The organism is Streptomyces sp. Ag109_O5-1 (assembly GCF_003814875.1).
Lineage (GTDB): Bacteria > Actinomycetota > Actinomycetes > Streptomycetales > Streptomycetaceae > Streptomyces > Streptomyces sasae.
Genome location: NZ_RKQF01000001.1, coordinates 6,555,590 through 6,582,451 on the forward strand (window position 1 = coordinate 6,555,590; position 26,862 = coordinate 6,582,451).

Consider the following 26,862-nt stretch of genomic DNA (forward strand, 5'->3'; position numbering starts at 1 on the left):
TCGGTGTGGTGAGCACCGACTGGAAGAGCGACCTCAGGCAGCGCGGCTACCGGCTGACGCCGCAGCGGCAACTCGTGCTCGAAGCCGTGGACACCCTTGAGCACGCGACCCCCGACGACATCCTCGGCGAAGTGAGGAAGACGGCGTCGGGGGTCAATATTTCGACGGTCTACCGGACCCTGGAGCTCCTGGAGGAGCTGGGGCTGGTCAGCCACGCCCACCTGGGGCACGGGGCGCCGACGTACCACCTCGCCGACCGGCACCACCACATCCACCTGGTCTGCCGCGACTGCGAGAACGTGATCGAGGCGGATGTGGCGGTCGCCGCCGAGTTCACCGCCAAGCTGCGCCGGGAGTTCGGCTTCGAGACGGACATGAAACACTTCGCGATCTTCGGGCGTTGCAAGGACTGCGCGCCGAAGAGAGCCAAGGCGGTAACCGTCCAGACTTCAATTACCGAGTCGTAGGCTTACGTATATGAAGAGCCCTCTGCTGTCCCTGCCTGGTGCCGTCCCCGCCGAGGGCGTGGACGAAGGCGTCGCCGCGCACTACGGCGACCTGTTCCGCGAGCAGCGCGCCCTGGCTGACGGCGCCGGTTTCGTCGACCTGTCCCACCGGGGCGTCGTCGCCGTCACCGGCGAGGACCGTCTCAGCTGGCTGCACCTCCTGCTCACCCAGCATGTCAGCGAGTTGCCCGTCGGCGAGGCCACCGAGGCGCTGATCCTCTCCGCGCACGGCCACATCGAGCACGCCCTGTACCTGGTCGACGACGGCACCACGGTCTGGGCCCACATCGAGCCCGGTACCCAGGAGGCGCTCCTCGCCTACCTGGAGTCGATGAAGTTCTTCTACCGGGTGGAGGTCGCCGACCGGACCGCCGACTTCGCCGTCGTCCACCTGCCGGCCGGTTCGATCGCCGAGGTCCCGGACGGCGTCGTCGTACGCGAGACGGCGCACGGCCGTGATCTCTTCCTGCCCCGGACCGACCTGGAGGCGTACGCCGAGAAGGCGGGTCCGGCGGCCGGACTCCTGGCGTACGAGGCGCTGCGCGTCGAGCAGCACCGGCCCCGCCTCGGCTTCGAGACCGACCACCGCACCATCCCGCACGAACTGGGCTGGATCGGCACCGCAGTGCATCTGCAGAAGGGCTGCTACCGGGGCCAGGAGACCGTGGCCCGGGTGCAGAACCTCGGCAAGCCGCCGCGCCGCCTGGTCTTCCTCCACCTGGACGGCAGCGAGGTGCACCTGCCGCCGCACGGCACGGAGATCCGGGTGGCCGACGAGGGCGAGGACGGCCGGAAGATCGGCTTCGTCACGACGTCGGTACGGCACTTCGAACTGGGGCCGGTGGCCCTGGCGTTGGTGAAGCGCAACGTGCCCGTCGACGCCCGCCTGATGGCGGGGGAGACGGCGGCGGCACAGGAAGCGATCGTCGAACCCTAGGCGACCTCAGGCGTTGTCCGCAGGTCTGTCAGAGGCCGTCGGATCCGGCAAGCACGCTGCGCGGGTTGCCGTTGCCAATCCATAATTGGCAACGGGCAGCGACCTTTGGGACACGGCGTGCACGTGCCCGACCTCATCGAGCGGCATGCCCCTGGGGGAGGAGCAGTGACACCGCAGGAGGAGTTCGCCGAGGCGCTGCGGGTGCGCCGGGAGGCCGCGAAACTCTCCCTCGCCGAACTGGCGGAACGGGTCCACTACAGCAAGAGCTACCTCAGCCGGGTCGAGAACGGCCTGCGGCCTCCCGGCCGGCTCCTCGCCGAGCGCTGTGACGCCGCGCTGCGGGCCGACGGCGCCCTGCTCGCCCTGCTCCCGGCCGGGCCCGAGAAACACGAGAGGCAGGAGGGGCACGAGGGACGTGGGGGACGCGAGGGACCTGATGAGGCCGGCCGGTCCGGGCGTGCGGTCCCGCGCCGCCCGCACCCCGACCTGATCCCGTCCCCGTCCGCCCGGCCGAGCGGCTACGGCGCCGAGTTCGACCAGCACATCCGGCGCGGCGACACCCGCCATCTCCTCGGCGAGATGTACGAGGCGGGCCAGCACTACCAGGCGGCCTACGAGACCGCGGGCGAGGACGAACTGGCCCGCTCCTACGCCGTGGTCCGCTCCGCCCGCCGCTGGTCGGACCCCGGGCAGGTCGACCGCGACCTGCTCTTCCGTATCGACGCCTGCCTGGCCGCGCTGGCGGACCGCGAGGACCCGCCCGCCGTCGAACTGCGGCTGCGGCTCACCGTCCACCGGGCCAAGAAGATCGCCATGGCGATCGGCGACGACACCGCGGTCACCGGCGCCGAACCCCGCACCGGCGCCCGGCTGGCCCGCCAGGCGCTGGCGGAGCTGCGCGAGCGCGGCCGCCGGTCACCCGGGCAGATCGGGGACGAGGCCCGCTGCGAGGTGCTGACCGAGAGCCGCTGGGCCCTGTACGACTTCGCACCGGCCCGTGAACTGCTCGCCCTCTCCACCGAACTCCGTGACCTCGCCGTACGGTCCCACTCCGCCTACTTCCAGGGCGAGGCGCTGGTGGCCCTCGCCATCGACCAGCTGCGCACCGGCCGGGTGCCCACCGCCGAGGCGACCGTCAGCCTCCACCGGGAGTTCGCCGCCCGGCACCGCAGCCGGCTCGCGCACTGGCAACAGGGCACGCTGGACGCCCTGATGAGCCTGTGGCGCGGGGAGTTCGCCGCCGCCGAGGGCTGGATCCTCGGGGAGGCCGGGAGGGTGGCCGGGGCGATGGAGTCCGGGCTTTCCATGCCCGCCGACACCCTCAGCCAGACCGTGCTCGGCCAGGAGTACTGGCTGCGCCACGAACAGGGCCGCCTGGCCGAGCTGTTCGCCTCCCCGCGCATGGCGGGCGTCCAGCGCCGGGGCTACTTCCCGGTGTGGCGGGCGGGCCTGGCGCTGGCCCTGTGCGAGACCGGACGGTACGAACAGGCCGTGGACCAGGTACGGGCGTTCGCCGCCGACGCCGACGGGTTCACCCGCTTCCCGCCGAGCGGCTGGGCGCTGCCCACCGCGGCGATCCTCGCCCAGGTCTGCGCCGGCCTGGCGGAGCGCACGGACCGCCGTGCGGAGATCTCGGCGTACCTCCCACCGCTGCGTGCCCTTCTCGACCCGCACGGCGACGAACTGGTGCTGGCCGGCTGGCCCACCGTGCTGCTCGGCCCCGCCGCCCGCTTCAGCGGACTGCTCGCCCTCGCCGCCGGCGAACCGGACACCGCGCTCGCGCACCTCGCCCGTGCCGTACGCCTGGTCCAGCGCTACCCGGCGCAGATGGCCCGGCTCCGCCTCGACGAGGCCCGCGTCCGGCTGCGCACCGGCTCGCCCGCCGCGCGGGACCTGGCCAGGACCGCGCTCGGCATCGCGGAGGAACTCGGCATGGCGGCCCTGGCCCGGGACTGCCGGGAGCTGCTCAGATCTCCAGCAGGACGGTGAACGGCCCGTCGTTCGTCAGGGACACCCGCATCTGTGCCCCGAACCGCCCGGTCGCCACGGTCGCCCCCAGTGACCGCAGCTGCGCCACGACCTCCTCCACCATCGGCTCGGCCACCTCGCCGGGGGCCGCCGCGTTCCAGGTCGGCCGCCGCCCCTTGCGCGCATCGCCGTACAGCGTGAACTGGCTGATGACGAGCAGGGGCGCGTCGATGTCACTGCACGACCTCTCGTCCGCCAGCATGCGGATCGACCAGAGTTTCCTGGCGAGTTGGGCGGCCTTCTCCTTGGTGTCCGCATGGGTCACGCCGACCAGGACGCACAGCCCCTCGCCCTCGATCGCGCCCACCGTCTCGCCGTCCACGACGACACTGGCGCCGTCCACCCGCTGTACCACCGCTCGCATGCGCACCATCATGCCCGGTGCGGATCGAAGCCGTCGAAGCTGTGCCCGTTCCTGGACGTGCCCGCGGCGGCGGCCGGACCCGGCCGCCGCCGCGGGGCCACTTCTCAGCCGAGGCCGAACTTCTGTGCGGTGGTGCCGTTGCAGTCCCAGATCTGGAGGCGGGTGCCGTTGGCGGTGGCGCCGCTGGGGGAGTCGAGGCAGCGTCCGGACTGGGGGTTGAGGAGGGAGCCGTCGGCCTGCTGGACCCAAGTCTGGCCGCCGACCCCGTTGCAGTCCCAGAGCTCGACCTTGGTGCCGTTCGCCGTGCCGTTGCCCACGATGTCCAGGCAGCGCCCGAGGGTGGACAGCGAGCCGTCCGGGTTGTGCGTCCAGTGCTGGTCCTCGGCGTACGTCTGACAGTCCCACAGCTACGCACCGTGTTCGGGTGCGTCAATATTTGTTTCCTTTTTTGGTACAGACCACAGCGGGAGCCGGGACTGGAAAAGGAGGCCCATTATTGATCCTTAACATCCCAACTAGGGCCGTTCGGGGGCACTCGGTCACATTGCGGCCACTTGGGGTGGCACCATGCTTCCACACGCCGGTCGAGGGGACGGTAGAGGCGTATGAGCACACCGAGTACCGGGCGACTGAAGGTGCAGGGCACGCAGAGCGCGCAGAGCCTGCCCCGGCCGCCCGCACAGCGAGGCGAGGGCGTCCCGCTGCCCGCGGAACCCCCGGAGCACGACCTGACCCGCCTGAGCCTGCCGGAGCTGCGCGTCCTGCGCCGGGACGCCCAGCGAGACGAGGCCGACCTCAGTTACGTACGACGGCTGCTCCAGGGCCGTATCGACATCCTGCGCGCGGAACTGGCCCGCCGCTCCCCGGCGGGCGCCGCCTCCGTAGTGGACCGCCTTCCGGAGATCCTCACGGACGCCCCGGCCCGCCACCGCTCCTCGGCCCGCCATGTCACCCTGGGCACCCCGCACAACGAGGAGTACGGCCGCCTGGCCGCCGAGATGCTGGCAGAGGTCGAGCTGTCCGACCTGGAGGCCCGCACGGACACCGAACTGAACACGGCGATGGGCCGCCTGGTGCGCTACGAGCAGGAGGTGTCGGGCAGAAGGCAGCGCCTGCAGCGGACGGCCGACGACTCCAGCGGAGAGATCGCCCGCAGGTACAGGGAAGGCGAAGCCCAGGTGGACGATCTGCTGACGTAAGGCAGAGCGCCCCTTCAGGGACGCGGGGCTGTATCGATGTGCGGCTACCGCCGCGTGGGCGCGACCAGCCCCCACAAGGCCGCACCCAAAAATGAATCGGCACCACGGAATCAAACACATACCGTGCTGCCATGACCGACGCCGTCGAAGTCCGCCCCATAACCGAACCCGAGTTCGCAGACTGGCAGCGAGCCCTGAAGACCGGCTTCCTCCAGCACCCCACGCTGACAGCCGACCAACTCGACGCCCGGCGAAAGCAGTTCGTCCCGGGCAGACTCCTCGGCGCCTTCGACGGCCCCCGCTGCGTCGCGACGTTCCGCTCCTTCGCCCAGGAACTGACCGCGGTCGGCGGCGCCACCCTCCCCGCGGACGCAGTCTCGAACGTCACCGTCACCCCGACCCACCGCCGCCGCGGCCTGCTCACCCGCATGATGAGCCAGGACCTCGCCGCGGCCAAGGAACGCGGGGACGTCGTCGCGACCCTGATCGCCGCCGAGTACCGGATCTACGGCCGCTACGGCTTCGGCCCCGCGACCACGCTGACCGAGTGGACGATCGACGTTTCACGCACCGGCCTGGACCCCCGCTGGTCGCGCCCCGAGGGCGGCGGCCGGATCGACCTCGTCGACGGCGAGGACATTCGCAAGCTCGGCCCCGAGCTGCACGAGCGCGTGCGCCGCAGTACTCCCGGCGCGGTCAGCCTCCCCGAGCTGTCGTGGCAGCTGCGGACGGGGGCGGTCCGCTTCGACTCCGAATGGGCCGAGCCGTACTTCGCGGTGTACCGGTCGGCGACCGGCGAGGTCGAGGGCATCGCGTCCTACGATTCGGACGACAACTGGCACGACAAGCAGCCGCACAACACCGCCGACGTGCGCTGGCTGCTGGCCGCGACCCCGGCGGCGGAACGCGCGTTGTGGCACTACCTGTGCTCGATCGACTGGATCACCAAGGTGAAGAGCGGCTGGCGGTCGCCCGACGACCTGCTGCCACACCACCTTCCCGACCCGCGTGCCGCGCGGATCACCACACAGGCCGACTGGCTGTGGGTGCGGATCCTGGACGTCGTACGGGCCCTGGAGGCGCGGACCTACGACAGGGCGGGTTCGCTGGTCCTCGATGTGGTGGACCGGCAGGGGCTGGCCGGCGGCCGGTTCCGGCTGGACGCCTCCCCCGAAGGCGCGTCCTGCACCCCGACCACCGACACCCCTGAACTCACCCTCGACATCGCCGAGTTGGCGAGCGTCTGGCTCGGGGACCAGTCCGTGACGCGGTTGCACGCCCTCGGACGGGTCCGGGAAGAGCGAGTGGGCGCCGTCCGGGAGGCCGACGCCCTGCTGCGCGCGTCCGGGCGTCCTTGGTGCCCGGACATCTTCTGAGACGGTCTCCTTCCTCCCGGTGACAGTGCCTGAATCACCTTGTTCAGTTGTCTGTGCTGTGGTGCTCGATGGTGCTCATCCGTAGCGAGCTGTGAAGTTGTGACTGTGCGGGTCCTGCCGTGTTCGGTTGTCGGTGTTCAGTTGTGACTGTGCCGGTGTGCTGCGGGCTGGTCGTGCGCCTCGACGGCCGCCCTGAGTGACCGGGCTCCCGGCTCCCCTCCGGAAGGGAACCCGATCGGCCAACCGCCGAGGAAGTTTGACCATGTTGTAGGAGTTGGTGACCAACTCCACTGTACTTATCTCCGCTTGGAAGCGACTCATAACCACCTTCCCGGGAACTGCCAGAAGATGGCGGGAAGTTGTACTGTTTGTCCGTGGACCCGGAACACGCCTCCGCCAATGGGCGGGCGAGGTCACAGCGGCCTCAGGCGTCACATCGCGAGGTGGCCGACGAACTGCGCATCCGGATCAGGTCCGGGGTGCTGCGGCCGGGCCAGCGCATGCCCACGCAGGCCAAACTGGCCGACGAGTTCGGCGTCGAGCGGGGGGCCGTACGGCAGGCACTGCGCATCCTGCAGTCGGAGCATCTGCTCACCAACGTATCGAAGGGCAGTCCGGCAACGGTGGCCCCGGTTACGGGCCCGGTGCGGTTCGCCGTGGGGCCGGAGGCGCCCCCGCAGCCCACGATGGTGGCGCTCACGCCCCGGATAGAGGCGGCCTTCGCCGCACCGCACGTGGAGATCGACGCGCTCTGCCTGACCTCGGTCTCCCTCAACCTCGCCCTCGGCGAGCCGCTGCGGCTCATCCACGCGGGGCGGCTGGAACCGGCCAAGATCGACGTCCGGGTGCTGCTGCCCAGCCGGAACATCGACCTCGCGTTCCCGACCGCGGTGGACGCGTCGGCGGAGGACGCGGTGCACGACCGCTGGCTGGCCCAGCGCAACGCGCAGGGCCAGGTGCTCCAGCACAACCTGCAGGCGCTGCGCGCCACGCACGGCGTCGACGTGCAGGTGACCTTCCGGGCCCTGCCGTTCACCCCGCCGGTCAAGCTGTACCTGCTCAACGGGGCGGAGGCGCTGTTCGCGTACTACACGCTGGGGCGCCACGAGCGGGAGATCGACCACGAGCATCTGCAGACGTACGACGCCGAGGGCACGCGGTCGATGCTCTTCGCCTTCGAGCGGGGCGCGGGGCTGCGGGACACCACCTTCGTGACGCAGTCCCGCCTGTGGTTCAACGCGCTCTGGGAGACGATCAGTTCGGAGCTGAAGCTCACGTCCTAGCCGCCGCCGGACCGGCGAGCACCAGGGCGAGCAGGACCGCGCCGGCCGCGCTGAACGCCGGACTCTTGGCCTTGATGCCCACAGTGAGCAAGAGCAGGCCGATAATGCCAGTGGCACCGTACTTCGACTGGACGATCTGTTCGAAGCCGACGACGAAGACGGCGGAGAGAAGAGTGAGGGTGGCGGGCATGGCGGTTCCCCCATCGTCGGGAAGCAAAGCTTCCACCAACTCGACCAAGTTGGCAACCAACTCTAGTTATGTTGTTCCCAGTTGGTCGTGACTTATAAACAACCTTCAAACAACTCCCACCAAGTGGATCAGAGTTGTAGCGTTTGGTCGTGACTCAGGAGAACGTGGCAGTGAACGGCGGAAGCAGGCTCACGCACCAGGAGATCGCCGACACCCTGCGGGAACGCATCCGTGCGGGTGACCTCAAGGCGGGTGACCGGCTGCCCACCCAGGCCGAGTTGGCGGAGGAGTTCGGCGTGGAGCGTGGCGCCGTACGCCAGGCCCTGCGCGCACTCCAGGACGCCGGTCTCCTCACCAACGTCAGCAAGGGCAGCCCGCCGCGGATCGCCGAGCCCCCCGGCCCCACGCTCGACGAGCCCCAGCCGACCATGGTCGGCCTCGGCCCGCGTATGACGGAGGCCTTCTCCTGCCCGCATGTGCGCGTCGACGCCGCCTGCCTGACCGCCCAGAGCCTGCTCCCGGCGCTCGCCGAGCCGCTGCGCATGATCCACGAGGGCCGGATCCGCCCCGACCGCATCGACTTCCGGGTCCTGCTCCCCAGCCGGGACATCAACCTCGCCTTCCCGGTGCCGGTCGAGGGCGACGGCGACGCGGTCCACAACCGCTGGCTGGCCATGCGCAACGCCCAGGGCCAGGTCCTGCAGTACAACCTCCAGGGCCTGCGCTCCACCCACAAGATCGAGGTGAACGTCACCTTCCGGGCCCTGCCGTTCACCCCACCGGTCAAGCTGTACCTGCTCAACGAGGCCGAGGCGCTGTTCGCGTACTACATGGTCACCCGCCGGGAGGAGCAGACGGAGTCCGGCATCCTGGACATGTACGACGCCGTCGGCTCCGAATCCCTCCTCTTCTCGTTCGAGAAACGGGCCGGGCACCGGGACGCCGCGTTCGTGGAGCAATCGCAGAAGTGGTTCAACGCCCTCTGGGAAACCATCACCACGGACCTGACACTCTCCTAGTGACTTCTGATACGGCGCAGACTGAACTGGTGGCAGCCAAGAGCGCGAGGGAAACCGAAGAACTGACGGAACTGATCAGAAGCGCCCGTGTCGTCCTCTGGGACTTCGACGGGCCGATCTGCCGTCTGTTCGCGGGCCACTCGGCGGCGGAGGTCGCCGTCGGACTGGTGCAGTGGCTGGAGGGCCGGGGCCTGCACGGCCTGGTCGCGGACACCGGACGCGACTCCGTCGACCCGCAGCTTGTGGTGCGTGTCGCGGACCGCCGGCAGTTCGGCGGCGAACCGGCCGACGACGCCGAGGGCAACGTGCCCGACCCGCACCGCGTGCTGCGTGTCGTGGACAGCCGGCGTCCCGGCAGCGACCTGGTCGCGGAGTTGGAGGAACGTCTCACCGAGGAGGAGCTGCGGGCCACGGCGACGGCGATGCCGACGGCGTACGCGGACGTCCTCATCCAGACCTGGCGGGCACTCGGCGTGCGGATGGCGGTGACCACCAACAACTCTCCCCGGGTGGCCCGCGCCTACCTCGACGCCCGTGGCCTGACCGCCTGTTTCGCCCCGCACATCTACGGCCGTACCCAGGACCTGGACCTCCTCAAGCCCGACCCGCACTGCCTCAACCGCGCACTCAGCGCGATGGGCGCCGTCCCCGACGCGGCCCTGATGATCGGCGACTCCCCCTCCGACCTGGAGGCGGCCCGCAGGGCCGGGGTGCCGTTCCTGGGCTACGCGCGTAACGAACGGAAAGCCAAGCTTTTGACCGCGGCCGGTGCGGACCGTGTCGTCGGTTCACTGGAGCCTTTGCTGGAGATGCTGCGGGACTAGCCGTCTGCCCGCGCGCCTGCCGACGACGCCTGCGGACCCACGCTGTCAGGGACACCAGCAAACCTGCCGTCCAGACGGCAAGTTGACTGAGGTCGTCGATTTGCAGGTTGATCCCGAGTACCTGAACGTTCATGGCTTTCCACCCCCCTCGCCTCGCAGCAGTCGGTCAACCCCTCAAGTTGCCCAGTTGACTGAGAAGTTGACTGCTCGAGGCAGGGATGCCCGCCCGACTAGATCTATTAACCCCAAAGTTGACTGGTCAGTTGGCTGACTGGAAGTTGTTTGCCGGACGTCCGGGTGCGGTACTTACGGCATGTGACCAATCGGACGGCAGGTGGCGCAGGCGCCTTTCAGCGGGTCTCGGAGGAGCTCCGGGTCCGGCTCTCCGACGGGGCCTACCCGCTGAACTCCTTCCTGCCGTCTCAGGGGTCGCTCGCGGAGGAGTTCGGAGTCGCCCGTGACACCGTGCAACGGGCGCTGCGTGAACTGAGCAGCGAAGGGTGGATCGAATCCGGCCGGGGCAAGCGCTCACGGGTCGTGATGCGTCAGCACATACAGTCCTCCGCGCCCCGGGCCAGCCGTTCCCGGCACCACCCGGTCACCCTGGGCCCGCTCATTGGTGAAGCCTTCGAGCGGGAGGAGGTCACGCTGGACATATACACGCTGACGTCGGAGAGCCTGGACGCCCACATCCGCATCCAGGCGGAGCGGATCCGGGCCGGTGACATCTCGCCCCGGCGGATCGCCCTGCGGATGATCCTGCCGGCCGAGGGGCAGTCCATGCCGTACCCCCGCGCCAGTGGCGACAGGGACGACCCGCGCCTGCCGAAGCGGCTGCACGCCATCACCGATGCCCACACCAGTTCCCTGCGCACGGTCCTCGGCCAACTCCGGGCCGAGAAGCTGGTGCCGGAGGTCGAGCTGGAGGTCCGCCATGCCGAACTCACGCCGACGTTCAAGCTCTACGTCATCAACCACGACGAGGTCCTGCACGGCTTCTACGAGCCCGTCCGGCGTAGGGTGATCCTGGACGACGGGACGGAGGTCGAGGCTGTGGACGTCCTCGGCTTCGGTGCCTCGCTCACCCATCACGTCCGCGATGCGAACGCGACATCACCCGGTTCGACCTTCGTCGCCAACACCACCAGGTGGTTCGAGTCGGTATGGGCTCTCCTGGCCACATGACGTGATCCCGATGCGGTCCGGAGATGTTCTCCGCTGCGCTAGCATGCCGCAATCGACTGAGCAACCGCTCGGGTTCGTGCGTATGGGGATGGTGACAGAGCCGTCCTCGGGCGACCATACCGATCAACGACCGAACAGCTGTGCCCCACCACCCGTCAGGGTCACTCTGCTTCGCCTCGACTCGTGTCGTGCGTCACCCGGCAATACCGTTTCCCCTACCCGATACCCCGCGATCCACGCGCGAACCACCCCGGAGCGACCAGTGGGTGCACCGCCTGTCCCCCCTGTCGTGAGCGGGAGAGACACCGGCAGACCTCTATTCGACGACGAGTACGAGGCGTTCCGGGGGCGTGCGGCGGAGCAGGGGCTGGCCAGCTCCGGCTTCCACAACCAGAACTACGTCCTTCCGCTGAACGACGCGGTGGCCCGGCTGCTGGGCCGTGAGCCCGGGACCGCGGTCATCGTCAGGGTCCGCAGGCCCGACGCCCTGTCCGTGGTGATCCGGACGTGGGCGAACGAGGCGCGGATCCTGCAGGCGGTCCATGGCGTGCTGCCCAACGTCCCCGAATGTCTCTTCGAGGGGAATCGCTTCACCATCCACAGCTATGTGGAGGGAGTTCCGCTCTCCAGCGTCTGCGGGAACGGCAAGCCGGTCGACACCGTGCTGTTGAGCGCGCTGGCCCGGCTGATGGCCGAGATGACCCAGGTGCGCGGTGCCGCGCTGCCGCCGCTGCCGTCGATGTGGCCCAGGAACCACATGGACAGCCAGGGCTTTCTGCGGGCGCTGGCCAGGATGGCGGACCTCCAGGTCCGGCAGGCCAACGGGCCCGTGTTCGGCTGGCTGTTCGCCGCTCTGGGCATCCCCGAGGACGCTCTGCTCCGGTACGCCGACCGGGTGCCCTGGATGACCCGGCGTCCCTACAGCCTTCTCCACGCCGACCTGCACCGCGACAACGTGATCGTGTCGCCGGACGACGGTACGCCGCTCACCTGTGTCGACTGGGAGCTGGCCACCTTCGGTGACCCCTTGCACGACCTCGCGACCCATCTGGTCCGGATGCAGTACCCGGACCATCAGTGGGACGAGGTCGTCGAGGCGTGGGCGGTCGCCATGTTGGCGGTGCGGCCCGCCGCCACCCATGGGGTGGCCAAGGATCTGCGGCACTACGTGGACTTCGAGCTGGCCCAGTCCGTCTACCCCGACGTGATGCGGGCCGCGAGGTCCCTGGACGAGTCCTTCGACGAGCAGAGCCTGGACGCGGCCGCGGTGGCCGTCCGCCGCGCTCTGGAGGCCGCGGCGGAGCCGCTGCAGTTGCGGACCGTGCCTGGTGACAAGGAGATCGAACGGATCCTGTTCCGCTGGGCGGCGTCCGCGCCCGGCACCGGCGACACCCGGCGCGGCCGGGTCACCAAGGTCATCGACTGGAAGCAGGACTGGCGGGTTCCCGAGCGCCCCGACTTCCCGCATTCCGCGGTGCGCGCGGCGCTGTTCCTGGAGGGTTCGGCGCCGGCCCGTCAGGTGTTCAAGGGCACCGCGCACCTCAACTCGGTGATCCGGGTGCCGGGCATCGACTTTCCCGTGGTGATCCGCCGCAAGGTGCCGCACATCCGGCGTCTTGAGCGCAGTTACCTCAGTGAGCACGCGGTGCTGCGGGCGATCGAGCGCTCCGGGGCGCCGGTGGCCGCTCCCCGCGTCCTGGCGTTGGGGGAGAGCCACTCCCGCTATCTCTTCGCCTACTCGCGGGACCGCTTCGCCATCCACACCTACGAGGGCCCAGGCGACATCGGCCGCAAGCCCGGCCATCCCGTCGACGGGCTCCTCCCGCACGAGGCCGACAGGCTCGTCGACCAGTTGGCCGCGCTCACCGAGGTCGACTACACCCAGCTGGACCCGGCCGCCGGCGAGCCCGGCTTCTACGGCTGGCTCAGCGAGCAGCTCGTCGCGCTGGTCGGCAGCCTCCCCGGGGAATCCCAGCAGCTGGCCCGTTTCCTCGGCCTGCCCGGCGCTTCCCGGCTGCGGGAGATCCTCGCCCGGCACCCGGTGAGCGACCGCGCCTCCGCCCTGCTCCACGGCGACCTCAACCCCTGGAACCTGGTACGCCGGGACGACCCGCTCGCGCTGACGATCATCGACTGGGAGATGGCCCTGGTCGGTGACCCGCTCTACGACCTGGTCCGGCACATGCATCTCACCCCGACCCGGCCGGAGATCCGGGACAGGATGTTCCGTCGCTGGGACCGCATGCTGCCCGCGCGGTTCACCCACGACTGGCAACGGGACTGGCGGGTCTACCGCTGGATCGAGATCGTTCGCTCGGCCTACGTCGACCTGGACCGTCAGGTCACCGGGGCGAGCCTGGACGTGCCCAATGTCCGCCGGGCCGTGGACTCGTACGCCATGACGCTGACAGCGGCCAAAGGCTCCCTGGGCCTGCCCGTGCGGGCGACGGCGAATCCCCGTCTTGCTCGTGCTCTGGCCTAGAGGGGCCATGGCCGAACCGAATGCCCGCCTGCCCGTGGGTCCGTGGTGTCGGCCGGGCGGCGCGGTGCGGAGGGGGCAGGTATGTTCCGGCGGAGCGGTGGCCGGGTGGGCGAGGCCGGGGCAGCCCGGCTGAGGCGCCTTCAAAAACGGGTCGGGCCGGCGGTGATTCGAATCCTCCTGCTCGGCGCCTTCGTCACCGGCCTCACGGCCCAGTTCGTGAAGCCGGTCGGTGACGCCCCGGAAGGCAAGGCCTGTCTCGGCGGCGCGTTGCTGAGTCTGGTCGGCTATGTCCTGTACGACCAGGTGAAGGAGCTGACGTCGTCGGTCCGCGCCCCGGCCAGGGTGCTGGTGAACTCCAGTCAGCTGGACGGCTTCGTCGGCGAGGCCTTCGAGGCACGAAGCGTTGAGATCAGCTTCCTGTGGTCCCGGGACGGTGCGGCCGAGGCAGCCGTGGCGACCTGGACCGAACACCTCGACGATCTGTGGCACCTCGCGAAACTCCCTCAGTGGCGGCGGGGAGTGCCGGCCTGAATACCGCTGCGTAGGCTTGTCCCATGGGTGAGATGGGCCTGCGCGAGCGCAAGAAGCGGCGGATGTACGAGGACGTGTCGGACATCGCCGTACGGCTGTTCCTGGCGAAGGGGTTCGACGCGGTCCCGGTCGCCGAGGTGGCCGCCGCGGCCGGGATCTCCAAGCCGACGCTGTTCCGGTACTTCCCGGCCAAGGAGGACCTGGTCCTGTACCGGATCGCCGACCACGAGACGGAGGCCGCGCGGCTGGTCGCGGAAGCCTCGGACGCCGAGTCGCCGGTCGGTGTGCTGAAGGCCCACTTCCTCGACGGGCTCGGCCGCAACGACCCGATCACCGGGCTCAACGACCATCCCGCGGTCCTCGCCTTCCACACCCTGCTCAACAGCACCCCGACCCTGGTCGCCCGGCAGTACTCCTACCTGGAGCGGTCGGAGGCCGCGCTCGCCGAGGCCCTCGGTGGAACCCTGGACGCCCGGCTGGCCGCCGGCCAGATCATCGCCGTACAGCGGATCCTCGCGCAGGACAACTGGCGGCGGATCGCGGCCGGGGAGCGGGTCGAGGACGTACGGGAGGACGCCGTGCGGGCGGCGGAGCGGGCGTTCGGGCGGCTGGAGCGGTCCCTGGCCGAGGACGGCTGAGTTCCGGACGGACTCCGGCTGAGTTCGGGACGGACTCCGGGGACTCCGGACTGAGCTCCGGGGACTCCGGACTGAGCTCCGGTAAAAAATTTAACCGGGTCACGATTTCTCGTTTACGCTGTCTCCATGCAGCAGGAACTCGACCTCGAACGTGCCTACCACGACGCCTGCCGGGCCGCCCTCGACCGCATGGTCGAAGGCGCCGCCGAACACGTCGTCACCGGCGAGGACGTCTCAGCCTCCGGCGCCGACGCCGAGGTGCTCGGGTACCGGCTGCGCAGCCACGCCAAGGAGATGCGCGAGCTGCCGGAGGGCCCGCTGTTCTTCGGCAAGCTGGACTTCGAGACGGGGGAGCACGCCGGGCAGAGCTACCGCATCGGCCGGCTGCGGATCAGCGAGGAGCCGACCGCTCCGCCCCTCGTCGTCGACTGGCGGGCCCCTGTCTCCCGCGCCTTCTACCAGGCCGGCCCCGACGACCCCCAGGGCGTCGCGGTACGGCGCCGGTTCGGCTGGGCGCCCGGCAGCCGCGGCGACTCCGCCGACCTCACGGGGCTGGAGGACGAGCATCTCAGCAAGGGCGAGGCCGGGACCGGAGCGCTGCTCACCCACGAGATCGAACGACCCCGCGTCGGCCCCATGCGGGACATCGCCGCCACCATCCAGCCCGACCAGGACGACCTGGTCCGGGCCGGCCTCGCCGACTCCGTCTGCGTCCAGGGCGCCCCCGGCACCGGCAAGACCGCCGTCGGCCTGCACCGCGCCGCGTACCTCCTCTACACGCACCCCCAGCGCATCCGCCGCTCCGGCCTCCTCATCCTCGGCCCCAACCGCACCTTCCTCTCCTACATCTCCGAGGTCCTCCCGGCCCTGGGCGAGACCGGCGTACGGCAGACCACCCTGCCGGAGGAGATCGGCCGCCACCCGGCCACCGGCACCGACTCCGACCGCACCGCCGCGCTCAAGCACGACCCCCGGATGGCCGAGGTCCTGCGCCGGGCGCTGTACGCCCGTATCTCCACCGACGGCATCGACGCCCTCTCGCTCTCGGACGGCACCTACACCTGGCGGGTGCCCGCGGCCGTACTGGCCCGGATCGTGGAGGGGGTACGGGACGAGGAACCGCCGTACGCCGTCGGGCGCGAGCGGGTGCGGGGGCGGGCGATGCGGGCCGTACAGCTGCAGGCCGAACGCCGGGCCGGCCCGCAGCCGGCCGCCTGGACCCGGCGCCTGGAACGCTCCCGCGCCATGAGCGCCTACCTCGACACCGTCTGGCCCAAGGTGCGCCCGGAGGAGGTGGTCGCCGGACTCCTCACGGACGCCGGGGTGCTGGCGCGGGCCGCCGAAGGCCTCCTGACCTGCGACGAACAGCGGGAGCTGCGCTGGCCCCGCCCGCCCCGCTCGTACAAGTCCGCCCGCTGGTCACCCGCCGACCTGGTCCTCCTCGACGAGGTCGCGGGCCTCGTCGAACACCCCGAGGGATACGGCCATATCGTCGTCGACGAGGCCCAGGACCTCTCTCCCATGGAGTGCCGGGCGATCGCCCGCCGGGCCGTCTTCGGCTCGCTCACCGTCCTCGGCGACCTGGCCCAGGCCACCACCCCCTGGTCGGCGCGGAGCTGGGGCACGGTACTGCGGCACCTCGGCAAACCTGACGCCGCCGTCGTCCCGCTCACCACCGGCTTCCGCGTCCCGGCCGCGGTCGTGGACCTGACCAACCGGCTGCTGCGGCACCTGGGCACGGACGTGCCCCCGGCCAAGTCCTACCGGGCCGACGGCGAGCTGACGATCAGCCCGACGCGGGACGTCCACGCCACGACGGTCGCCGCCGTACGGCGGGCCCTCGCACACGAGGGTTCGGTGGGGGTCGTGGCGGCGGACACGGAGGTGACCGGGGTACGCGCCGCCCTCAAGGCCGCCGGCATCGACCCGGCGGACCCGGACCAACTGGGCGCCCGGGTGGCGGTGGTCCCGGCGAGCATGGTCAAGGGCCTGGAGTACGACCACGTGGTGGCCGTGGAACCGGCGGCGGTGGCGGAGGCGGAGGAGCGCGGCCTGCACAGGCTGTACGTGGTCCTGACGAGAGCGGTGTCCAGGCTGGATGTCGTGCACTCCAGAGCGTTGCCTTTCTGAGAAGGCCCGTTGCAGCGCGCCCCTTGAGGGGCGCGGGGCGGTATTCGATGTGCGGCTACCGCCGCGTGGGGGCGAGCAACCCCCACACACCCGCAGCCGCGCTACTGCCTCTCCCGGCACTCTCTTGCGATCCTGTCTCCCGATGCTCCTCTTCCTAGACATCGACGGAACCCTCATCCCCTTCGGCGCCCCCGCCGACCACCCCTACCCGGTCTACGGGACCGACCCCACCCCCTCGTCCCCCCTCCTCACCCGCATCGACCCCGCCCTCGGCCCCCGGCTGGAAGCCCTCCGCTGCGACCTCGTCTGGGCCACCACCTGGATGGACGACGCGAACACCGTCGTCTCCCCCTGGCTGGGCCTGCCCCCGTTGCCCGTCGTGGAGTGGCCGGACGAGGAGGAGCCGCCCTCGCTGCTGCACTGGAAGACCCGGGCGCTGGTGGCATGGGCGGCGGAGCAGCCGTTCGTCTGGATCGACGACGAGATCACCGAGGCGGACTCCGCCTGGGTGGCCATCCACCATCACCGCCCCGCCCTCCTCCACCGCGTCGACCACGAGTTCGGCCTGACGGACGCGGACTTCACGGCGCTGGAGGAGTGGCTACGGACGAACCGAGGACCGCGGTGACGGTGTCAGCGGCAAATCCCCGGCATTGACGGGGAGTTGGGGCACCGGGATGATCGGCGCCGACCCGAGCGACGGAAGGACCGGCCCGTGTCCGCACCCCCTGCCGCCGAGGCGGTAGCGCTCCTCCATGAACTCGGCGCCGCCGAGATCGCCCATCCCGGAGGCACACTCCTCGCCCATCTCCTGCGAGTCCACGACCAGTTGGCGGCCTGGGACGCCCGTCCGGCCCTCCGGCTCGCGGGTCTGTGCCATGCCTGCTACGGCACCGACGGCTTCCCCACCGCGCTGCTGGCCCCGGACCGTCGCGCCGAACTCGCGGCGGTGATCGGCGCCGAGGCCGAAGCCGTCGTGTACCTCTACGGGGCGTGCGACCGGAAGGCCACCTATCCGGTGCTCGCGGAGCCCGACGCCCCCGTCCACGACCGCTTCACCGGCCGCCCCCACATCCCCGAGCCCCGACTCCGCCGGGACCTCGCCGAACTGACGGCCGCCAACGAACTCGACCTCGTCCGTATCGACCCGTCCTTCCGGGAACGGTGGGGACCCGGACTCCTCACCCTGTTCACCCGCTTCCGCCCCCTGCTGAGCGGGCCGGCCTGGTCGACCTGCCACGCCCTGCTCACGGAGGACTGACGGCCGGTCGCCGGGCCCGTCGGCGGCGAGCCCTCAACTCGGCTCGGCGGGGGTGTCCGCGGGCGTCCCGGGTTTCCCGTGGAGGACCTCTCGGGCCTGGTCCGCGGCGCGCGCGATGCTCTCCGAGATGAAGTCGGTGAACCGGGCGATGTTCTCGAGGCGGCCGGCGGCCGGGGTGCCCGGACCGAGGACGGCCACACCCTGGCGTGCGGTGTCGGCGAGGTGGGCGGTGGCGCGGGCGCTGGCCATCGTCGACTGGTACATGACGTCGTCGTCGACGAGGTAACGCTCACGACGGCGTTCGTCGCGCTCCCTGCGGATGAGCCCCTGGCTTTCGAGGAACGCCACCGCCTTGGAGACGGAGGCCGGGCTGACCTGGAGGCGCTGGACGAGTTCGGCGGCGGTGAGGCTGCCCGCGTCGGTGGTGTAGAGGCAGACCAGGACCCGGGCCGTCATCCTGGACAGGCCCGACTGCATGAAGATGGTGGTGAAGACCTCCTCGTACGCGCGCACGGCTTCGGCGTCACGTCCGTGGGCCTGCGGGGGAGTGCCCGGGTCCCGGGGCGCGGCCTGCCTGCGGCGGTGGGTGCGGTGTTCGGTGGCGCGGTGGGCGAGGTCGGCGCGGTAGGCGGTGGGGCCGCCGTTGCGCATCACCTCGCGGGTGACGGTCGAGGTCGGGCGGTCGAGGCGGCGGGCGATCTCGGCGTAGGCGAGGTCGTCGGCCAGCCCCAGCGCGATCTGCTGACGCTCCTGCTGAGTGAGCCTGCCTCCCGGCATCGCGGTCTCCTTCGGGGTGTGCGGTGCGTTCGAGCATAGCGTTCACTCTCTATTCATTGCAACGCACGGGAGCGGGCTCTGTTGCGTTAGATTCAAAGCCATTGCAACGATTCTCGACGCTGACCTGCATAAATAAAGTTTGAGTGCAATGAATCCGTTGCTGAATCCATGAATGCAACGTAGCGTTTCTTTCGTCGGAAACGGCGGGCCGAAAGGGGCCCGCCCTGTAGATGAAGGAGTGCGCGATGCAGAAGTTCGACACCCCCGCCCCGGTCTTTGTCGTTCTGGACATCCCCGCGGGACTCATCCGGTTCATCGCCGCCGACCGGGCCGACACCACCGTCGAGGTGCTGCCCTCGGACCCCGCCCGGGGCCGTGACGTGAAGGCGGCCGAGCGGATCGAGGTCGGCTACGACGACGGTGTGCTGCGGATCGAGGCCGCGGCGGCGAAGAACCGGATCCTCGGCGACTCCGGGTCGGTGGAGGTGACCGTCCAGCTGCCGGCCGGCTCGCGCGTCGAGGCGAAGGCGGCGCTCGCCGAACTCCGGGGCGTGGGACGGCTCGGCGACGTCGTCTTCGAGGGTGCGCAGGCCACGGTCAAGCTCGACGAGACCGACGGCGCCCGTCTCACCCTCCAGGCCGGCGACATCTCCGTCGGCCGGCTGGGCGGTCCTGCCGAGATCAGCACCCAGAAGGGCGACCTCGACATCACCGAGGCCGTGCGCGGCGTGGTCGTGCTGCGCACCCAGCACGGTGAGATCTCGGTCGGTGCCGCCCGCGGGGTCTCCGCCTCCCTGGACGCGGGCACCACCTACGGCCGTATCAACAACACCCTCAAGAACGACGGCACCGCCGCCCTCGACATCCGGGCGACCACCGCCTACGGCAACATCAGCGCCCACAGCCTGTGAGTCCGGGGGCGGCATGCACCGAACGGGGCGGCGTACACCGGCACTTCGCCGGTGTACGCCGCCCCGTCCGTAGGGTCTTATTCGCCCTTCTCGGCGAACAGGCCGACCAGGCCCTGGGCCGTGTTGTCGGCGGAGTCGATCCGGTGGACCTCGACGCCCTCGTACGTGGCGACCTCGGCGCTGCGCGGGAACATGGCCCGCTCGTACTCGGCGAGCGCGGCCTCGGTGTCGTCGGGGTGTGCGGCGAGCGCCCTGCCGAGTTCGGCGCCGTCGAGCATGGCCAGGTTGGCGCCCTCGCCGTTGGGGGCCTGGAGGTGGGCGGCGTCGCCGAGCAGGGTCACCCCCGGCACCCGGTCCCACCGGTGCCCGGCCGGCAGGGCGTGGTGCGGGCGCAGGACCGGCGCGGTGTCGCCGTCGGTGATCAGCGCGGTGAGCGCGGGTGCCCAGCCGTCGAACTCCGCCGCGATCCGGGCGGTTGCTGCGGCGGCGTCGGTGAAGTCGACGGCGGCGAACCAGTCCAGCGGCCTGCTGAGCGCCACGTAGGTGTGCAGGGTGTCGCCGCTTTCCCGGTGGGCGAAGATCTCCTTGCCCGGCGAGGGCGCGATCATCGACCCGCCGCCGACCGCCTCGGCGGCGGCCGGGTGCCGGGTGTCGGCGTCGAACAGGTAGGTCTCGACGAAGGACGTACCGGCGTACTCGGGTACGGCGCTCGACAGCAGCGGCCGGACCCGTGACCAGGCGCCGTCCGCGCCGACCAGCAGGCCGGTGTCGACGGTGGTGCCGTCGTCGAACGTCACCTCGTGGCGTCCCCCGCCGAGGGACCGGGCGCTGTCGACCCGGTGCCCCCAGCGGACGGTGCCGGCCGGGAGGGAGTCGAGCAGGATCCGTCGCAGGTCGCCGCGGAGCGCCTCGGGGCGTCCGCCGGTGCCGTCGTCGGCCTCGGTGAACAGGACGGTCCCGTCCTGGTCGAGGACTCGCATGGCCTGGCGGCCGGCCAGGACGATGGCGTGGAACTCGTCCATCAGGCCGGCCGCGTGGAGGGCGAGTTGCCCGTTGTAGTCGTGGATGTCGAGCATCCCGCCCTGGGTGCGCGCCGCGGGGGAGGCGTCGGCCTCGTAGACCGTGACCGGGACTCCGTGGACGTGCAGGACGCGGGCGAGGGTGAGGCCCCCCAGTCCGGCGCCGATGATCGTGACGGGAGTGGGCATGGTGACTCCTTCGGGATCGGGCCGCCCGGTGGACTCCGGCCGGCCGCCTCCGGAAAGCTCGCAGACCCCACCGACGGACAGCCGACGCCCACCGACGAGCCCCCGACACCCGACCGGCACCCCTCCGACAACCGACCGACACCGCAGCCCACCGGCCCACCGGCCCACGGCCTCCCTCGCCCCCTCTCAGCCGGTCACGATGAGGCGTGCGGACGGCTGGAGCGGGTGCTCTGCCGCGCATTAGGCTGCGCTGACAGGTCGAGGCGGACCGGCGGGGGTCATGTGGATGTCACTGAGCGCGAGCTGGCAGATCCCTGGGAGGGCGTGCTGGTCGCTCCCGTCCGCGGTAGTGACATCGGTGTTCTGGTCCTGGCGGGATCAAGCGGGCGTGTGGAACGAGAGAGAGCACGCATCCTTGCCCGGCAGGGCATGACGGCCATGTCGATCCGCTGGTTCGGCGGACCGGGGCAGTCCCCGGGGATCTGCGAGATCCCACTGGAAACCTTCACCGCCGCCGTGGACCTCCTCCGGTCGAACGGGGCGCGACGCATCGGCATCGTGGGCACTTCCAAGGGGGCTGAGGCAGCTCTGCTCACGGCAGTGCACGATTCGCGTGTGGACGTCGTCATCGCGCTGTCGCCCACATCCCGGGTCTGGTGCAACGTCGGACCGGGCCGTGACGGAGCGCAGCACCCCTATCGATCGTCCTGGACCTGGCAAGAGCAGGCGCTGCCGTTCATCCCGCTGGATGATTCCTGGACTCCCGCAGAGCCAGGCAGCGGGCCGGTCGCCATCCGCGGATGGTACGAACTCAGCGAGCGGACCTTCGCGCACCTGCTCCCTCCAGCGGAGATCCCCGTGGACAAGGCGCGGGCCGATCTGCTGCTCGTCGCAGGCGGCGACGACGCGATGTGGCCGTCTCTGCCCTTCGCCGAACAACTGGCGCAACGTCGACGCTCGGTCGGGGCCACGGTGCGTCTGATAGCCCGCCACGACGCGGGCCACCGTCCACGGTTTCCCGGCGAGAGCCCGGCGCCGGCATCCCCGCGCTTCCAGTACGGAGGCACGCCCGAAGCCGACGCGCTCCTGGGAACGGCCGCCTGGCCCCACGTCCTCGACGCGCTCCGGAGCAGGGGCTGATCTTCTCTCCGGTCGCACGGAGACAGGACACGCCATCCCGTTGTCCTGTCTCACGTTCCGCAGCCGTGTCGATCGTCGCCCGGGTGCCGAGGGGGATCGTCGGGGGGTGCCCGGACATCGCAGGGACAGGGCGGCGGTCGGCATCCCGTCTCTGGGCCGTCCGGGTATGGCGCGGCACACTTTTGCAAGCAGGTGCTTGCAATTGTTAGCGAGGGTGCTGCAAGGTGGAGGCATGGCATCGCTCAACGTCGGCAATCTCGGTGAGTATCTGCGCGAACAGCGGCGCAACGCGCAGCTGTCGCTCAGGCAGCTCGCCGACGCCGCCGGGGTGTCCAACCCGTACCTGAGCCAGATCGAGCGCGGGCTGCGCAAGCCGAGCGCGGAGGTGCTCCAGCAGGTCGCCAAGGCCCTGCGGATCTCCGCCGAGACGCTGTACGTCCGCGCCGGCATCCTCGACGCCGAGCGGGATCTGAACGAGGTCGAGACCCGTGCGGTCATCCTCGCCGACCCCACTCTCGACGAGCGGCAGAAACAGGTGCTGCTGCAGATCTACGAGTCGTTCCGGAAAGAGAACGGCTTCGGATCCGGCGAGGAGAGCGCGAGCGACACGGACACCGCCGGCGCGAAGGACGACGCCGCCGCCGACGGTGCCGCCGACAGCGGTGCAGACAGCGAGACCGATCCGCGGCGGACGGCCGGATGAGCCGGCCAAGCGCGCCGACCGCCGCGCCGCGGACCACAAAACCCTCAGCCGAAAGCGAATCCGGGAGGACCATCACCATGGCCATCACCGACGACCTGCGCAAGACCTTCAGCGACCCGACTCCGCTCTACTTCGCCGCCGGCACCGCCGACCTGGCCCTCCAGCAGGCCAAGAAGGTCCCCGGCCTGGTCGAGCAGCTGCGTACCGAGGCCCCCGCCCGCATCGAGGCCGTGCGCAACACCGACCCGAAGGCCGTGCAGGAGAAGGCCACCGCCCGCGCCAAGGAGGCCGGTGTCAAGGCCAAGGAGGCACAGGCCAACCTCCAGTCCAAGGTCAACGACTTCATCGTCTCCCTCGACGGCGACCTCAAGAAGCTCGGCGAGTCCGCGCAGGACTTCGCCCTGCGCGGGGTCGGCGTGGCCGCCGAGTACGCGGTCAAGGCCCGCGAGACCTACGAGAAGGTCGCCGAGCACGGCGAGCAGGCCGTGAAGACCTGGCGCGGCGAGGCCGCCGACGAGATCGAGGACCTGGCCATCGCCGTCGAGGGCAAGCCCGAGCCGGTCGCGGTCAAGGACGAGGAGAAGAAGGCGGAGGAGCCGAAGGGCGCCGAGGCCAGGCCGGTCGCCGTGAAGAAGGCCCCGGCCGCCAAGAAGACCCCGGCGCCGCGCAAGGCCGCCACGGTCAAGAAGACCACCCCGCCGGCCAAGTAACCGGCAGGGCGACGACGGCTACGGGCCGGGCACTCCTGGAGTGCCCGGCCCGTTGTCGGTGTAGCGGGATCGCCCGAGCGGGTACGGTGACCGCATAGGGACAAGCCGAGTCGGGTGGTGGACGTTGTGCTGATGCAGGGCTTCACGAGTTTCCTGGGGCTGCTCTACCTCGCCATGCTGGTGCTGGCCGTGGTGGCCCTGGTCATGGCCGCGCTCTTCCGCGACGACGCCTACCGGGCCGCCAGCAAGCAGAACAAGGGCTTCTGGCTGATCATCCTCGGCATCACCGTCGCGGTGAACCTCCTGGTCCCGATGCTCTTCCTGCAGCTCGCGGGCCTGGTCGCCACGATCGTCTTCTTCGTCGACGTCCGCCCCGCCCTCAGGCAGGTCTCGGGAGGCGGCTTCGGCCGCCGCGGCCGGGGAAGCAGCAGCGACGGCCCGTACGGCCCGTACAACGGCGGCCGCTGACCTGCCAGGACGCGCCCACTGCAACGCGCCCCAAAGGGGCGCGGGGCTGTACTGAGTATGCGGCTACCGCCGCGTGGGCGCGACCAGCCACAACCCACCCGCAGTCGGCCGACGACAGGCCCCCACGGCGAGCAGCCGCTCAAACCCCCCGATCCAGCAGCACAACAGCCACGTCGTCCGTCAGCTCGCCCCCATTGAGCTGCCGTACCTCGTTCACCGCCGCCCGCAGCAACGCCTCCCCGGTCAGGCCGGAGGCCAACTGCCGGCGCACCATCTCGACCATCCCCTCCTGACCGAGCCGCTCCCCGCCCGAGCCCACCCGGCCCTCGATCAGCCCGTCGGTGTAGAGCATCAGGCTCCACTCGGCACCCAGCTCGACCTGCATCCGCGGCCACCGGGCACCCTTCAGCAGCCCGAGCGCCGGTCCGTTGTTGTCGTACGGCAGCAGCTCGGCCGGCCGGTCCGGCCCGGCGACCAGCGGCGCCGGATGCCCGGCCAGGCACAGCCCGGCCCGGCGCCCGTCCGGCGCTATGTCGACCGTGCAGAGCGTCGCGAAGATCTCGTCGTCCGAGCGCTCGTGCTCCAGCACCTCCTGCAGCGTGCCCAGCAGCTTGTCCCCGCACAGCCCCGCCAGGGTCAGCGCCCGCCAGGCGATCCGCAGCTCCACCCCGAGCGCGGCCTCGTCCGGCCCGTGCCCGCAGACGTCGCCGATCATCGCGTGCACGGTCCCGTCGGGCGTGCGCACGGTGTCGTAGAAGTCGCCGCCGAGCAGTGCCCGGGAGCGGCCGGGGCGGTAGCGCGCGGCGAAGCGCAGCGCCGAGCCGTCCAGCAGGGGCGTGGGCAGCAGGCCGCGCTCCAGGCGGCGGTTCTCCTGCGCCCGCATCCGCCCCTCCGCGAGCTTGCGCTCGGTCGTGAGGGAACGTTTGCGCTCGACGGCGTACCGGATGGCGCGGCTCAGCAGCCGGCCGTCCAGTTCGTCCCGGAAGAGGTAGTCCTGCGCGCCGACGCGCACGGCCTCGGTGCCGCGTTCGGCGTCACCGGAGGCGGTGAGCGCGAGCACGGCATGGCGGGGCGCGAGCTGGAGCACGTGCCGGAGCACGGCGAGCTCGTCGGTACCGGCGCCGTCGCCGGTGGCTGCGCTCGCGCGGCCCGGCGCCGGCAGCGCCAGGTCCAGCAGGATGCAGTGGACGTCGTCGGTCAGCAGCCGCTCGGCCTCGGTGAGGTTGCGGGCGGTGCGGACGCGGATCGAGGTGCCGGACGCGTCCTGCAACTCGGGCAGGACCGGCGAGCCGGCCGGATCGTCCTCGATCAACAGCAGGGTGAGAGTGGTGCCGCCGGTGTTCTGTGCGACGGCTTCCGTGCGGTTGGCCTCTTCCTTGAGGGGGCCGCCGCCCTGTGCGGGCATGGCGGCCGGCGCCTGACCACTCTCCACGGCCGGGATCGCTCTCTGCCGCGGTACGGGTACGGGCATCGTGTTGGGTTCCTTCCCTCCCCCCGAGGGCATGGCGGGGCGAGGGACCTCGACCCACCCGACGGGGACCATAGCGGTACTGGCCGCTTCAACGGAATGGTGTGAGCCGCGTCGCCCTGTCTCAGGCCGGTGGCATATGCCGCATGCCGTACCGCAGTTGGGTAAGAAGTGTGCCGGAAGGGGATGACGAAGGTCACGTGCGCCGGAGTTTGAACGGGTGTTGGCGTGCACTGGGTCACATGACTCAGCTCACGAAAGGGACATCACACCTAAAAAGAACGGTCAGGCGTCCGGGCGTACCACTCCGAGGATCGGCATCGAACCGGCGCCGCCGATCGACACCGTCCGCCCCGGGCGCGGGGCTTGGATGATCGCGCCGTCCCCGATGTACATCGCGACATGGCTGGCGTCGTCGAAGTAGATGATCAGATCGCCGGGGCGCATGTCCTTGACGTCGATGTGCTTGAGCTGCTTCCACTGCTCTTCCGAGGTGCGTGGAATCGGCCGGCCGGCGCTCGCCCAGGCCTGCGAGGTCAGCCCCGAGCAGTCGTACGAGTCCGGACCCTCCGCGCCCCACACATACGGCTTGCCGAGCTGCGCGGTGGCGAACGCGACCGCCTTCTGGCCCGCCGCGGACGCCTTGCTGTGGATCTCGTCGAGTATCCCGGTGTCCAGCCAGGCGGTCTGCGCCTTGTAGGCGGCCTCCCGCTCCAGTTCGGCGAGGCGTTCCTTCTGCTTCTCCTCCAGCTGCGATTCGAGCTTCTCTGCGGCGGCGATCCGCTCCGTGATCTTCTTCTTCGCGGCGGCCTTCGCCTTGCGTCCCGCCTCCAGCTTGTTCCACTGGTCGGCCGCGTCCGCCGCGTACTGCTTCAAATCCTGCTGGGTCTGGGTCAGTTCCCTGATCAGGTCCTTGTAGGCCCGCCCCCCCTGGAGTGCCAGCCCGGCCCCGTCCAGGAACTGCGAGGGGTTGTCGCTCAGCAGCAGCTGGGCGGTGTCCGGCAGTCCGCCGGTGCGGTACTGGGCGGCCGCCGCCCGGCCCGCGCGGGCCTTCAACTCGTCGAGCTGCTGCTGGCCCTTGACGATCTTCTTGGCCAGCTCGACGATCTCGGCGGACTGCTGCTGGGAGGCCTCCTGGGCGGCGTTGTACGCGTCGGTGGCGACGGCCGCGTCATGGTAGAGATCGTCCAGTTTCTCCCGTACGGCCTCAAGGTCCTTGTCGGCCGGGAGAGTCACGGCGGGACTGGGGGAGGCCGAGGCGCCGGGAGAGGCCGAGGTGCTGGAGGACGGTGTGGGGCTCGGTGCCGCGAACGCCGTGCCGGGTGCCGCCAGTACGGTCACCGCGCAGACCACGGTCACCGCCACCATCAGGATCCGGCGCCCGCCCGGGCGGGCGGTGTGCTTGTCCGGCCCCATGACCCGACCCCCCAAAAAAAACTGATTAACCGTCAGTAACTTATGACACGTGGAGGATCGTGCCACGTCGCGCCGCAAAGCGACAGAGGTAGCAACAGGCGGGTTCCT

The 26,862-nt window shown here is 70.7% G+C and carries 26 protein-coding genes and 1 pseudogene; 20 read left to right on the forward strand and 7 right to left on the reverse strand.

The window, feature by feature from the left end:
- Positions 1 to 5 precede the first annotated feature (5 nt).
- From EDD90_RS29700 to EDD90_RS57655, 3 genes are all read left to right on the forward strand, one after another.
- Positions 6 to 467 carry a Fur family transcriptional regulator gene (locus tag EDD90_RS29700; protein WP_123976003.1) on the forward strand — a complete coding sequence of 154 codons (462 nt, stop codon included), beginning with the start codon at positions 6 to 8 and terminating at the stop codon, positions 465 to 467.
- A 10-nt stretch (positions 468 to 477) separates the two neighbouring features.
- Entirely contained in the window at positions 478 to 1,443 is a 966-nt protein-coding gene (locus EDD90_RS29705) for a folate-binding protein YgfZ (RefSeq protein WP_123976004.1), read from the forward strand.
- 165 nt (positions 1,444 to 1,608) lie between these two features.
- Positions 1,609 to 3,432: a helix-turn-helix transcriptional regulator gene (locus tag EDD90_RS57655; RefSeq protein WP_260328162.1), complete on the forward strand. Its 1,824-nt coding sequence runs from the start codon at positions 1,609 to 1,611 to the stop codon at positions 3,430 to 3,432.
- On the opposite strand, the gene dtd is transcribed toward EDD90_RS57655, so the two are convergent.
- Together dtd and EDD90_RS29720 are read right to left on the reverse strand one after the other, a co-directional pair.
- Complete coding sequence (gene dtd, locus EDD90_RS29715; protein ID WP_123976005.1) at positions 3,410 to 3,835, reverse strand: D-aminoacyl-tRNA deacylase; 426 nt, start codon at positions 3,833 to 3,835, stop codon at positions 3,410 to 3,412. The two genes, EDD90_RS57655 and dtd, sit on opposite strands and share 23 nt — an antisense overlap.
- Before the next feature lie 104 nt (positions 3,836 to 3,939).
- Positions 3,940 to 4,242, reverse strand: a pseudogene (locus EDD90_RS29720) (ricin-type beta-trefoil lectin domain protein); the annotation flags it as partial.
- Positions 4,243 to 4,440: 198 nt separating this feature from the next.
- On the opposite strand from EDD90_RS29720, the gene EDD90_RS29725 reads away from it, so the two are divergent.
- From EDD90_RS29725 to EDD90_RS29735, 3 genes are all read left to right on the forward strand, one after another.
- Positions 4,441 to 5,034 (forward strand): aerial mycelium formation protein, encoded by a 594-nt coding sequence (locus tag EDD90_RS29725; RefSeq protein WP_123976006.1) that lies wholly within the window; start codon positions 4,441 to 4,443, stop codon positions 5,032 to 5,034.
- 131 nt (positions 5,035 to 5,165) lie between these two features.
- Entirely contained in the window at positions 5,166 to 6,410 is a 1,245-nt protein-coding gene (locus EDD90_RS29730; protein ID WP_123976007.1) for a GNAT family N-acetyltransferase, read from the forward strand.
- A 368-nt stretch (positions 6,411 to 6,778) separates the two neighbouring features.
- Positions 6,779 to 7,693 (forward strand): winged helix-turn-helix domain-containing protein, encoded by a 915-nt coding sequence (locus tag EDD90_RS29735; protein ID WP_123976008.1) that lies wholly within the window; start codon positions 6,779 to 6,781, stop codon positions 7,691 to 7,693.
- Here the strand turns inward: EDD90_RS29735 and EDD90_RS29740 are convergent.
- On the reverse strand, positions 7,683 to 7,883 hold the full coding sequence (locus EDD90_RS29740) for a hypothetical protein (protein WP_123976009.1): 201 nt from the start codon (positions 7,881 to 7,883) through the stop codon (positions 7,683 to 7,685). The genes EDD90_RS29735 and EDD90_RS29740 overlap by 11 nt on opposite strands.
- Positions 7,884 to 8,026: 143 nt before the next feature.
- Here EDD90_RS29740 and EDD90_RS29745 point away from each other — a divergent pair, with 143 nt between their 5' ends.
- The 9 genes from EDD90_RS29745 to EDD90_RS29785 all read left to right on the forward strand — a co-directional run bounded on the left by EDD90_RS29745 (position 8,027) and on the right by EDD90_RS29785 (position 17,953).
- Positions 8,027 to 8,902 (forward strand): FadR/GntR family transcriptional regulator, encoded by an 876-nt coding sequence (locus EDD90_RS29745; protein WP_185149265.1) that lies wholly within the window; start codon positions 8,027 to 8,029, stop codon positions 8,900 to 8,902.
- Between the two features lie 29 nt (positions 8,903 to 8,931).
- On the forward strand, positions 8,932 to 9,726 hold the full coding sequence (locus EDD90_RS29750) for an HAD family hydrolase (RefSeq protein WP_260328163.1): 795 nt from the start codon (positions 8,932 to 8,934) through the stop codon (positions 9,724 to 9,726).
- Positions 9,727 to 10,041: 315 nt separating this feature from the next.
- Entirely contained in the window at positions 10,042 to 10,911 is an 870-nt protein-coding gene (locus EDD90_RS29755) for a winged helix-turn-helix domain-containing protein (protein ID WP_123976011.1), read from the forward strand.
- A 289-nt stretch (positions 10,912 to 11,200) separates the two neighbouring features.
- Positions 11,201 to 13,393: a phosphotransferase family protein gene (locus tag EDD90_RS29760; RefSeq protein WP_260328164.1), complete on the forward strand. Its 2,193-nt coding sequence runs from the start codon at positions 11,201 to 11,203 to the stop codon at positions 13,391 to 13,393.
- A 162-nt stretch (positions 13,394 to 13,555) separates the two neighbouring features.
- Positions 13,556 to 13,924, forward strand: coding sequence for a hypothetical protein (locus EDD90_RS29765; protein ID WP_123976012.1), 369 nt, complete (start codon positions 13,556 to 13,558; stop codon positions 13,922 to 13,924).
- Between the two features lie 23 nt (positions 13,925 to 13,947).
- On the forward strand, positions 13,948 to 14,562 hold the full coding sequence (locus EDD90_RS29770) for a TetR/AcrR family transcriptional regulator (RefSeq protein WP_123976013.1): 615 nt from the start codon (positions 13,948 to 13,950) through the stop codon (positions 14,560 to 14,562).
- A gap of 126 nt (positions 14,563 to 14,688) precedes the next feature.
- A complete protein-coding gene (locus tag EDD90_RS29775; RefSeq protein ID WP_123976014.1) occupies positions 14,689 to 16,692 on the forward strand; it encodes an AAA family ATPase in 2,004 nt (667 codons plus the stop codon).
- 142 nt (positions 16,693 to 16,834) lie between these two features.
- A complete protein-coding gene (locus EDD90_RS29780; protein WP_123976015.1) occupies positions 16,835 to 17,320 on the forward strand; it encodes an HAD domain-containing protein in 486 nt (161 codons plus the stop codon).
- 87 nt (positions 17,321 to 17,407) lie between these two features.
- Complete coding sequence (locus EDD90_RS29785) at positions 17,408 to 17,953, forward strand: DUF6817 domain-containing protein (protein WP_123976016.1); 546 nt, start codon at positions 17,408 to 17,410, stop codon at positions 17,951 to 17,953.
- 33 nt (positions 17,954 to 17,986) lie between these two features.
- Here the strand turns inward: EDD90_RS29785 and EDD90_RS29790 are convergent, their stop codons facing one another.
- Entirely contained in the window at positions 17,987 to 18,730 is a 744-nt protein-coding gene (locus EDD90_RS29790; RefSeq protein ID WP_123976017.1) for a MarR family transcriptional regulator, read from the reverse strand.
- Positions 18,731 to 18,975: 245 nt separating this feature from the next.
- Here EDD90_RS29790 and EDD90_RS29795 point away from each other — a divergent pair, with 245 nt between their 5' ends.
- A complete protein-coding gene (locus tag EDD90_RS29795; RefSeq protein WP_123976018.1) occupies positions 18,976 to 19,641 on the forward strand; it encodes a DUF4097 family beta strand repeat-containing protein in 666 nt (221 codons plus the stop codon).
- A 77-nt stretch (positions 19,642 to 19,718) separates the two neighbouring features.
- On the opposite strand, the gene EDD90_RS29800 is transcribed toward EDD90_RS29795, so the two are convergent.
- Positions 19,719 to 20,849 (reverse strand): NAD(P)/FAD-dependent oxidoreductase, encoded by a 1,131-nt coding sequence (locus EDD90_RS29800; RefSeq protein ID WP_123976019.1) that lies wholly within the window; start codon positions 20,847 to 20,849, stop codon positions 19,719 to 19,721.
- A 282-nt stretch (positions 20,850 to 21,131) separates the two neighbouring features.
- Between EDD90_RS29800 and EDD90_RS29805 the strand changes: the two genes are divergently transcribed.
- The 4 genes from EDD90_RS29805 (at position 21,132) to EDD90_RS29820 (ending at position 23,870) form a co-directional block, all read left to right on the forward strand.
- A complete protein-coding gene (locus EDD90_RS29805) occupies positions 21,132 to 21,989 on the forward strand; it encodes an acyl-CoA thioester hydrolase/BAAT C-terminal domain-containing protein (RefSeq protein WP_123976020.1) in 858 nt (285 codons plus the stop codon).
- 232 nt (positions 21,990 to 22,221) lie between these two features.
- Positions 22,222 to 22,692, forward strand: coding sequence for a helix-turn-helix domain-containing protein (locus tag EDD90_RS29810; RefSeq protein ID WP_123976021.1), 471 nt, complete (start codon positions 22,222 to 22,224; stop codon positions 22,690 to 22,692).
- 77 nt (positions 22,693 to 22,769) lie between these two features.
- Positions 22,770 to 23,402: a hypothetical protein gene (locus tag EDD90_RS29815; protein WP_123976022.1), complete on the forward strand. Its 633-nt coding sequence runs from the start codon at positions 22,770 to 22,772 to the stop codon at positions 23,400 to 23,402.
- Positions 23,403 to 23,534: 132 nt separating this feature from the next.
- A complete protein-coding gene (locus tag EDD90_RS29820) occupies positions 23,535 to 23,870 on the forward strand; it encodes a DUF2516 family protein (RefSeq protein WP_385682912.1) in 336 nt (111 codons plus the stop codon).
- Positions 23,871 to 24,009: 139 nt separating this feature from the next.
- Here the strand turns inward: EDD90_RS29820 and EDD90_RS29825 are convergent, their stop codons facing one another.
- Both EDD90_RS29825 and EDD90_RS29830 read right to left on the reverse strand, forming a co-directional pair.
- Positions 24,010 to 25,341 (reverse strand): PP2C family protein-serine/threonine phosphatase, encoded by a 1,332-nt coding sequence (locus EDD90_RS29825; protein WP_123976023.1) that lies wholly within the window; start codon positions 25,339 to 25,341, stop codon positions 24,010 to 24,012.
- Between the two features lie 282 nt (positions 25,342 to 25,623).
- Positions 25,624 to 26,754, reverse strand: coding sequence for a C40 family peptidase (locus EDD90_RS29830; RefSeq protein WP_123976024.1), 1,131 nt, complete (start codon positions 26,752 to 26,754; stop codon positions 25,624 to 25,626).
- Between the last annotated feature and the right edge of the window lie 108 nt (positions 26,755 to 26,862).

What these genes read in the sequence shown, in the direction of transcription:
- EDD90_RS29705 (WP_123976004.1), top strand. Translation starts at nt 478, where the DNA reads ATGAAGAGCCCTCTGCTGTCCCTGCCTGGTGCCGTCCCCGCCGAGGGC.
- dtd (WP_123976005.1), bottom strand. Translation starts at nt 3,835, where the DNA reads ATGCGAGCGGTGGTACAGCGGGTGGACGGCGCCAGTGTCGTCGTGGAC.
- EDD90_RS29725 (WP_123976006.1), top strand. Translation starts at nt 4,441, where the DNA reads ATGAGCACACCGAGTACCGGGCGACTGAAGGTGCAGGGCACGCAGAGC.
- EDD90_RS29730 (WP_123976007.1), top strand. Translation starts at nt 5,166, where the DNA reads ATGACCGACGCCGTCGAAGTCCGCCCCATAACCGAACCCGAGTTCGCA.
- EDD90_RS29740 (WP_123976009.1), bottom strand. Translation starts at nt 7,883, where the DNA reads ATGCCCGCCACCCTCACTCTTCTCTCCGCCGTCTTCGTCGTCGGCTTC.
- EDD90_RS29770 (WP_123976013.1), top strand. Translation starts at nt 13,948, where the DNA reads ATGGGTGAGATGGGCCTGCGCGAGCGCAAGAAGCGGCGGATGTACGAG.
- EDD90_RS29775 (WP_123976014.1), top strand. Translation starts at nt 14,689, where the DNA reads ATGCAGCAGGAACTCGACCTCGAACGTGCCTACCACGACGCCTGCCGG.
- EDD90_RS29780 (WP_123976015.1), top strand. Translation starts at nt 16,835, where the DNA reads ATGCTCCTCTTCCTAGACATCGACGGAACCCTCATCCCCTTCGGCGCC.
- EDD90_RS29790 (WP_123976017.1), bottom strand. Translation starts at nt 18,730, where the DNA reads ATGCCGGGAGGCAGGCTCACTCAGCAGGAGCGTCAGCAGATCGCGCTG.
- EDD90_RS29795 (WP_123976018.1), top strand. Translation starts at nt 18,976, where the DNA reads ATGCAGAAGTTCGACACCCCCGCCCCGGTCTTTGTCGTTCTGGACATC.
- EDD90_RS29800 (WP_123976019.1), bottom strand. Translation starts at nt 20,849, where the DNA reads ATGCCCACTCCCGTCACGATCATCGGCGCCGGACTGGGGGGCCTCACC.
- EDD90_RS29810 (WP_123976021.1), top strand. Translation starts at nt 22,222, where the DNA reads ATGGCATCGCTCAACGTCGGCAATCTCGGTGAGTATCTGCGCGAACAG.
- EDD90_RS29815 (WP_123976022.1), top strand. Translation starts at nt 22,770, where the DNA reads ATGGCCATCACCGACGACCTGCGCAAGACCTTCAGCGACCCGACTCCG.
- EDD90_RS29820 (WP_385682912.1), top strand. Translation starts at nt 23,535, where the DNA reads ATGCAGGGCTTCACGAGTTTCCTGGGGCTGCTCTACCTCGCCATGCTG.
- EDD90_RS29825 (WP_123976023.1), bottom strand. Translation starts at nt 25,341, where the DNA reads ATGCCCGTACCCGTACCGCGGCAGAGAGCGATCCCGGCCGTGGAGAGT.
- EDD90_RS29830 (WP_123976024.1), bottom strand. Translation starts at nt 26,754, where the DNA reads ATGGGGCCGGACAAGCACACCGCCCGCCCGGGCGGGCGCCGGATCCTG.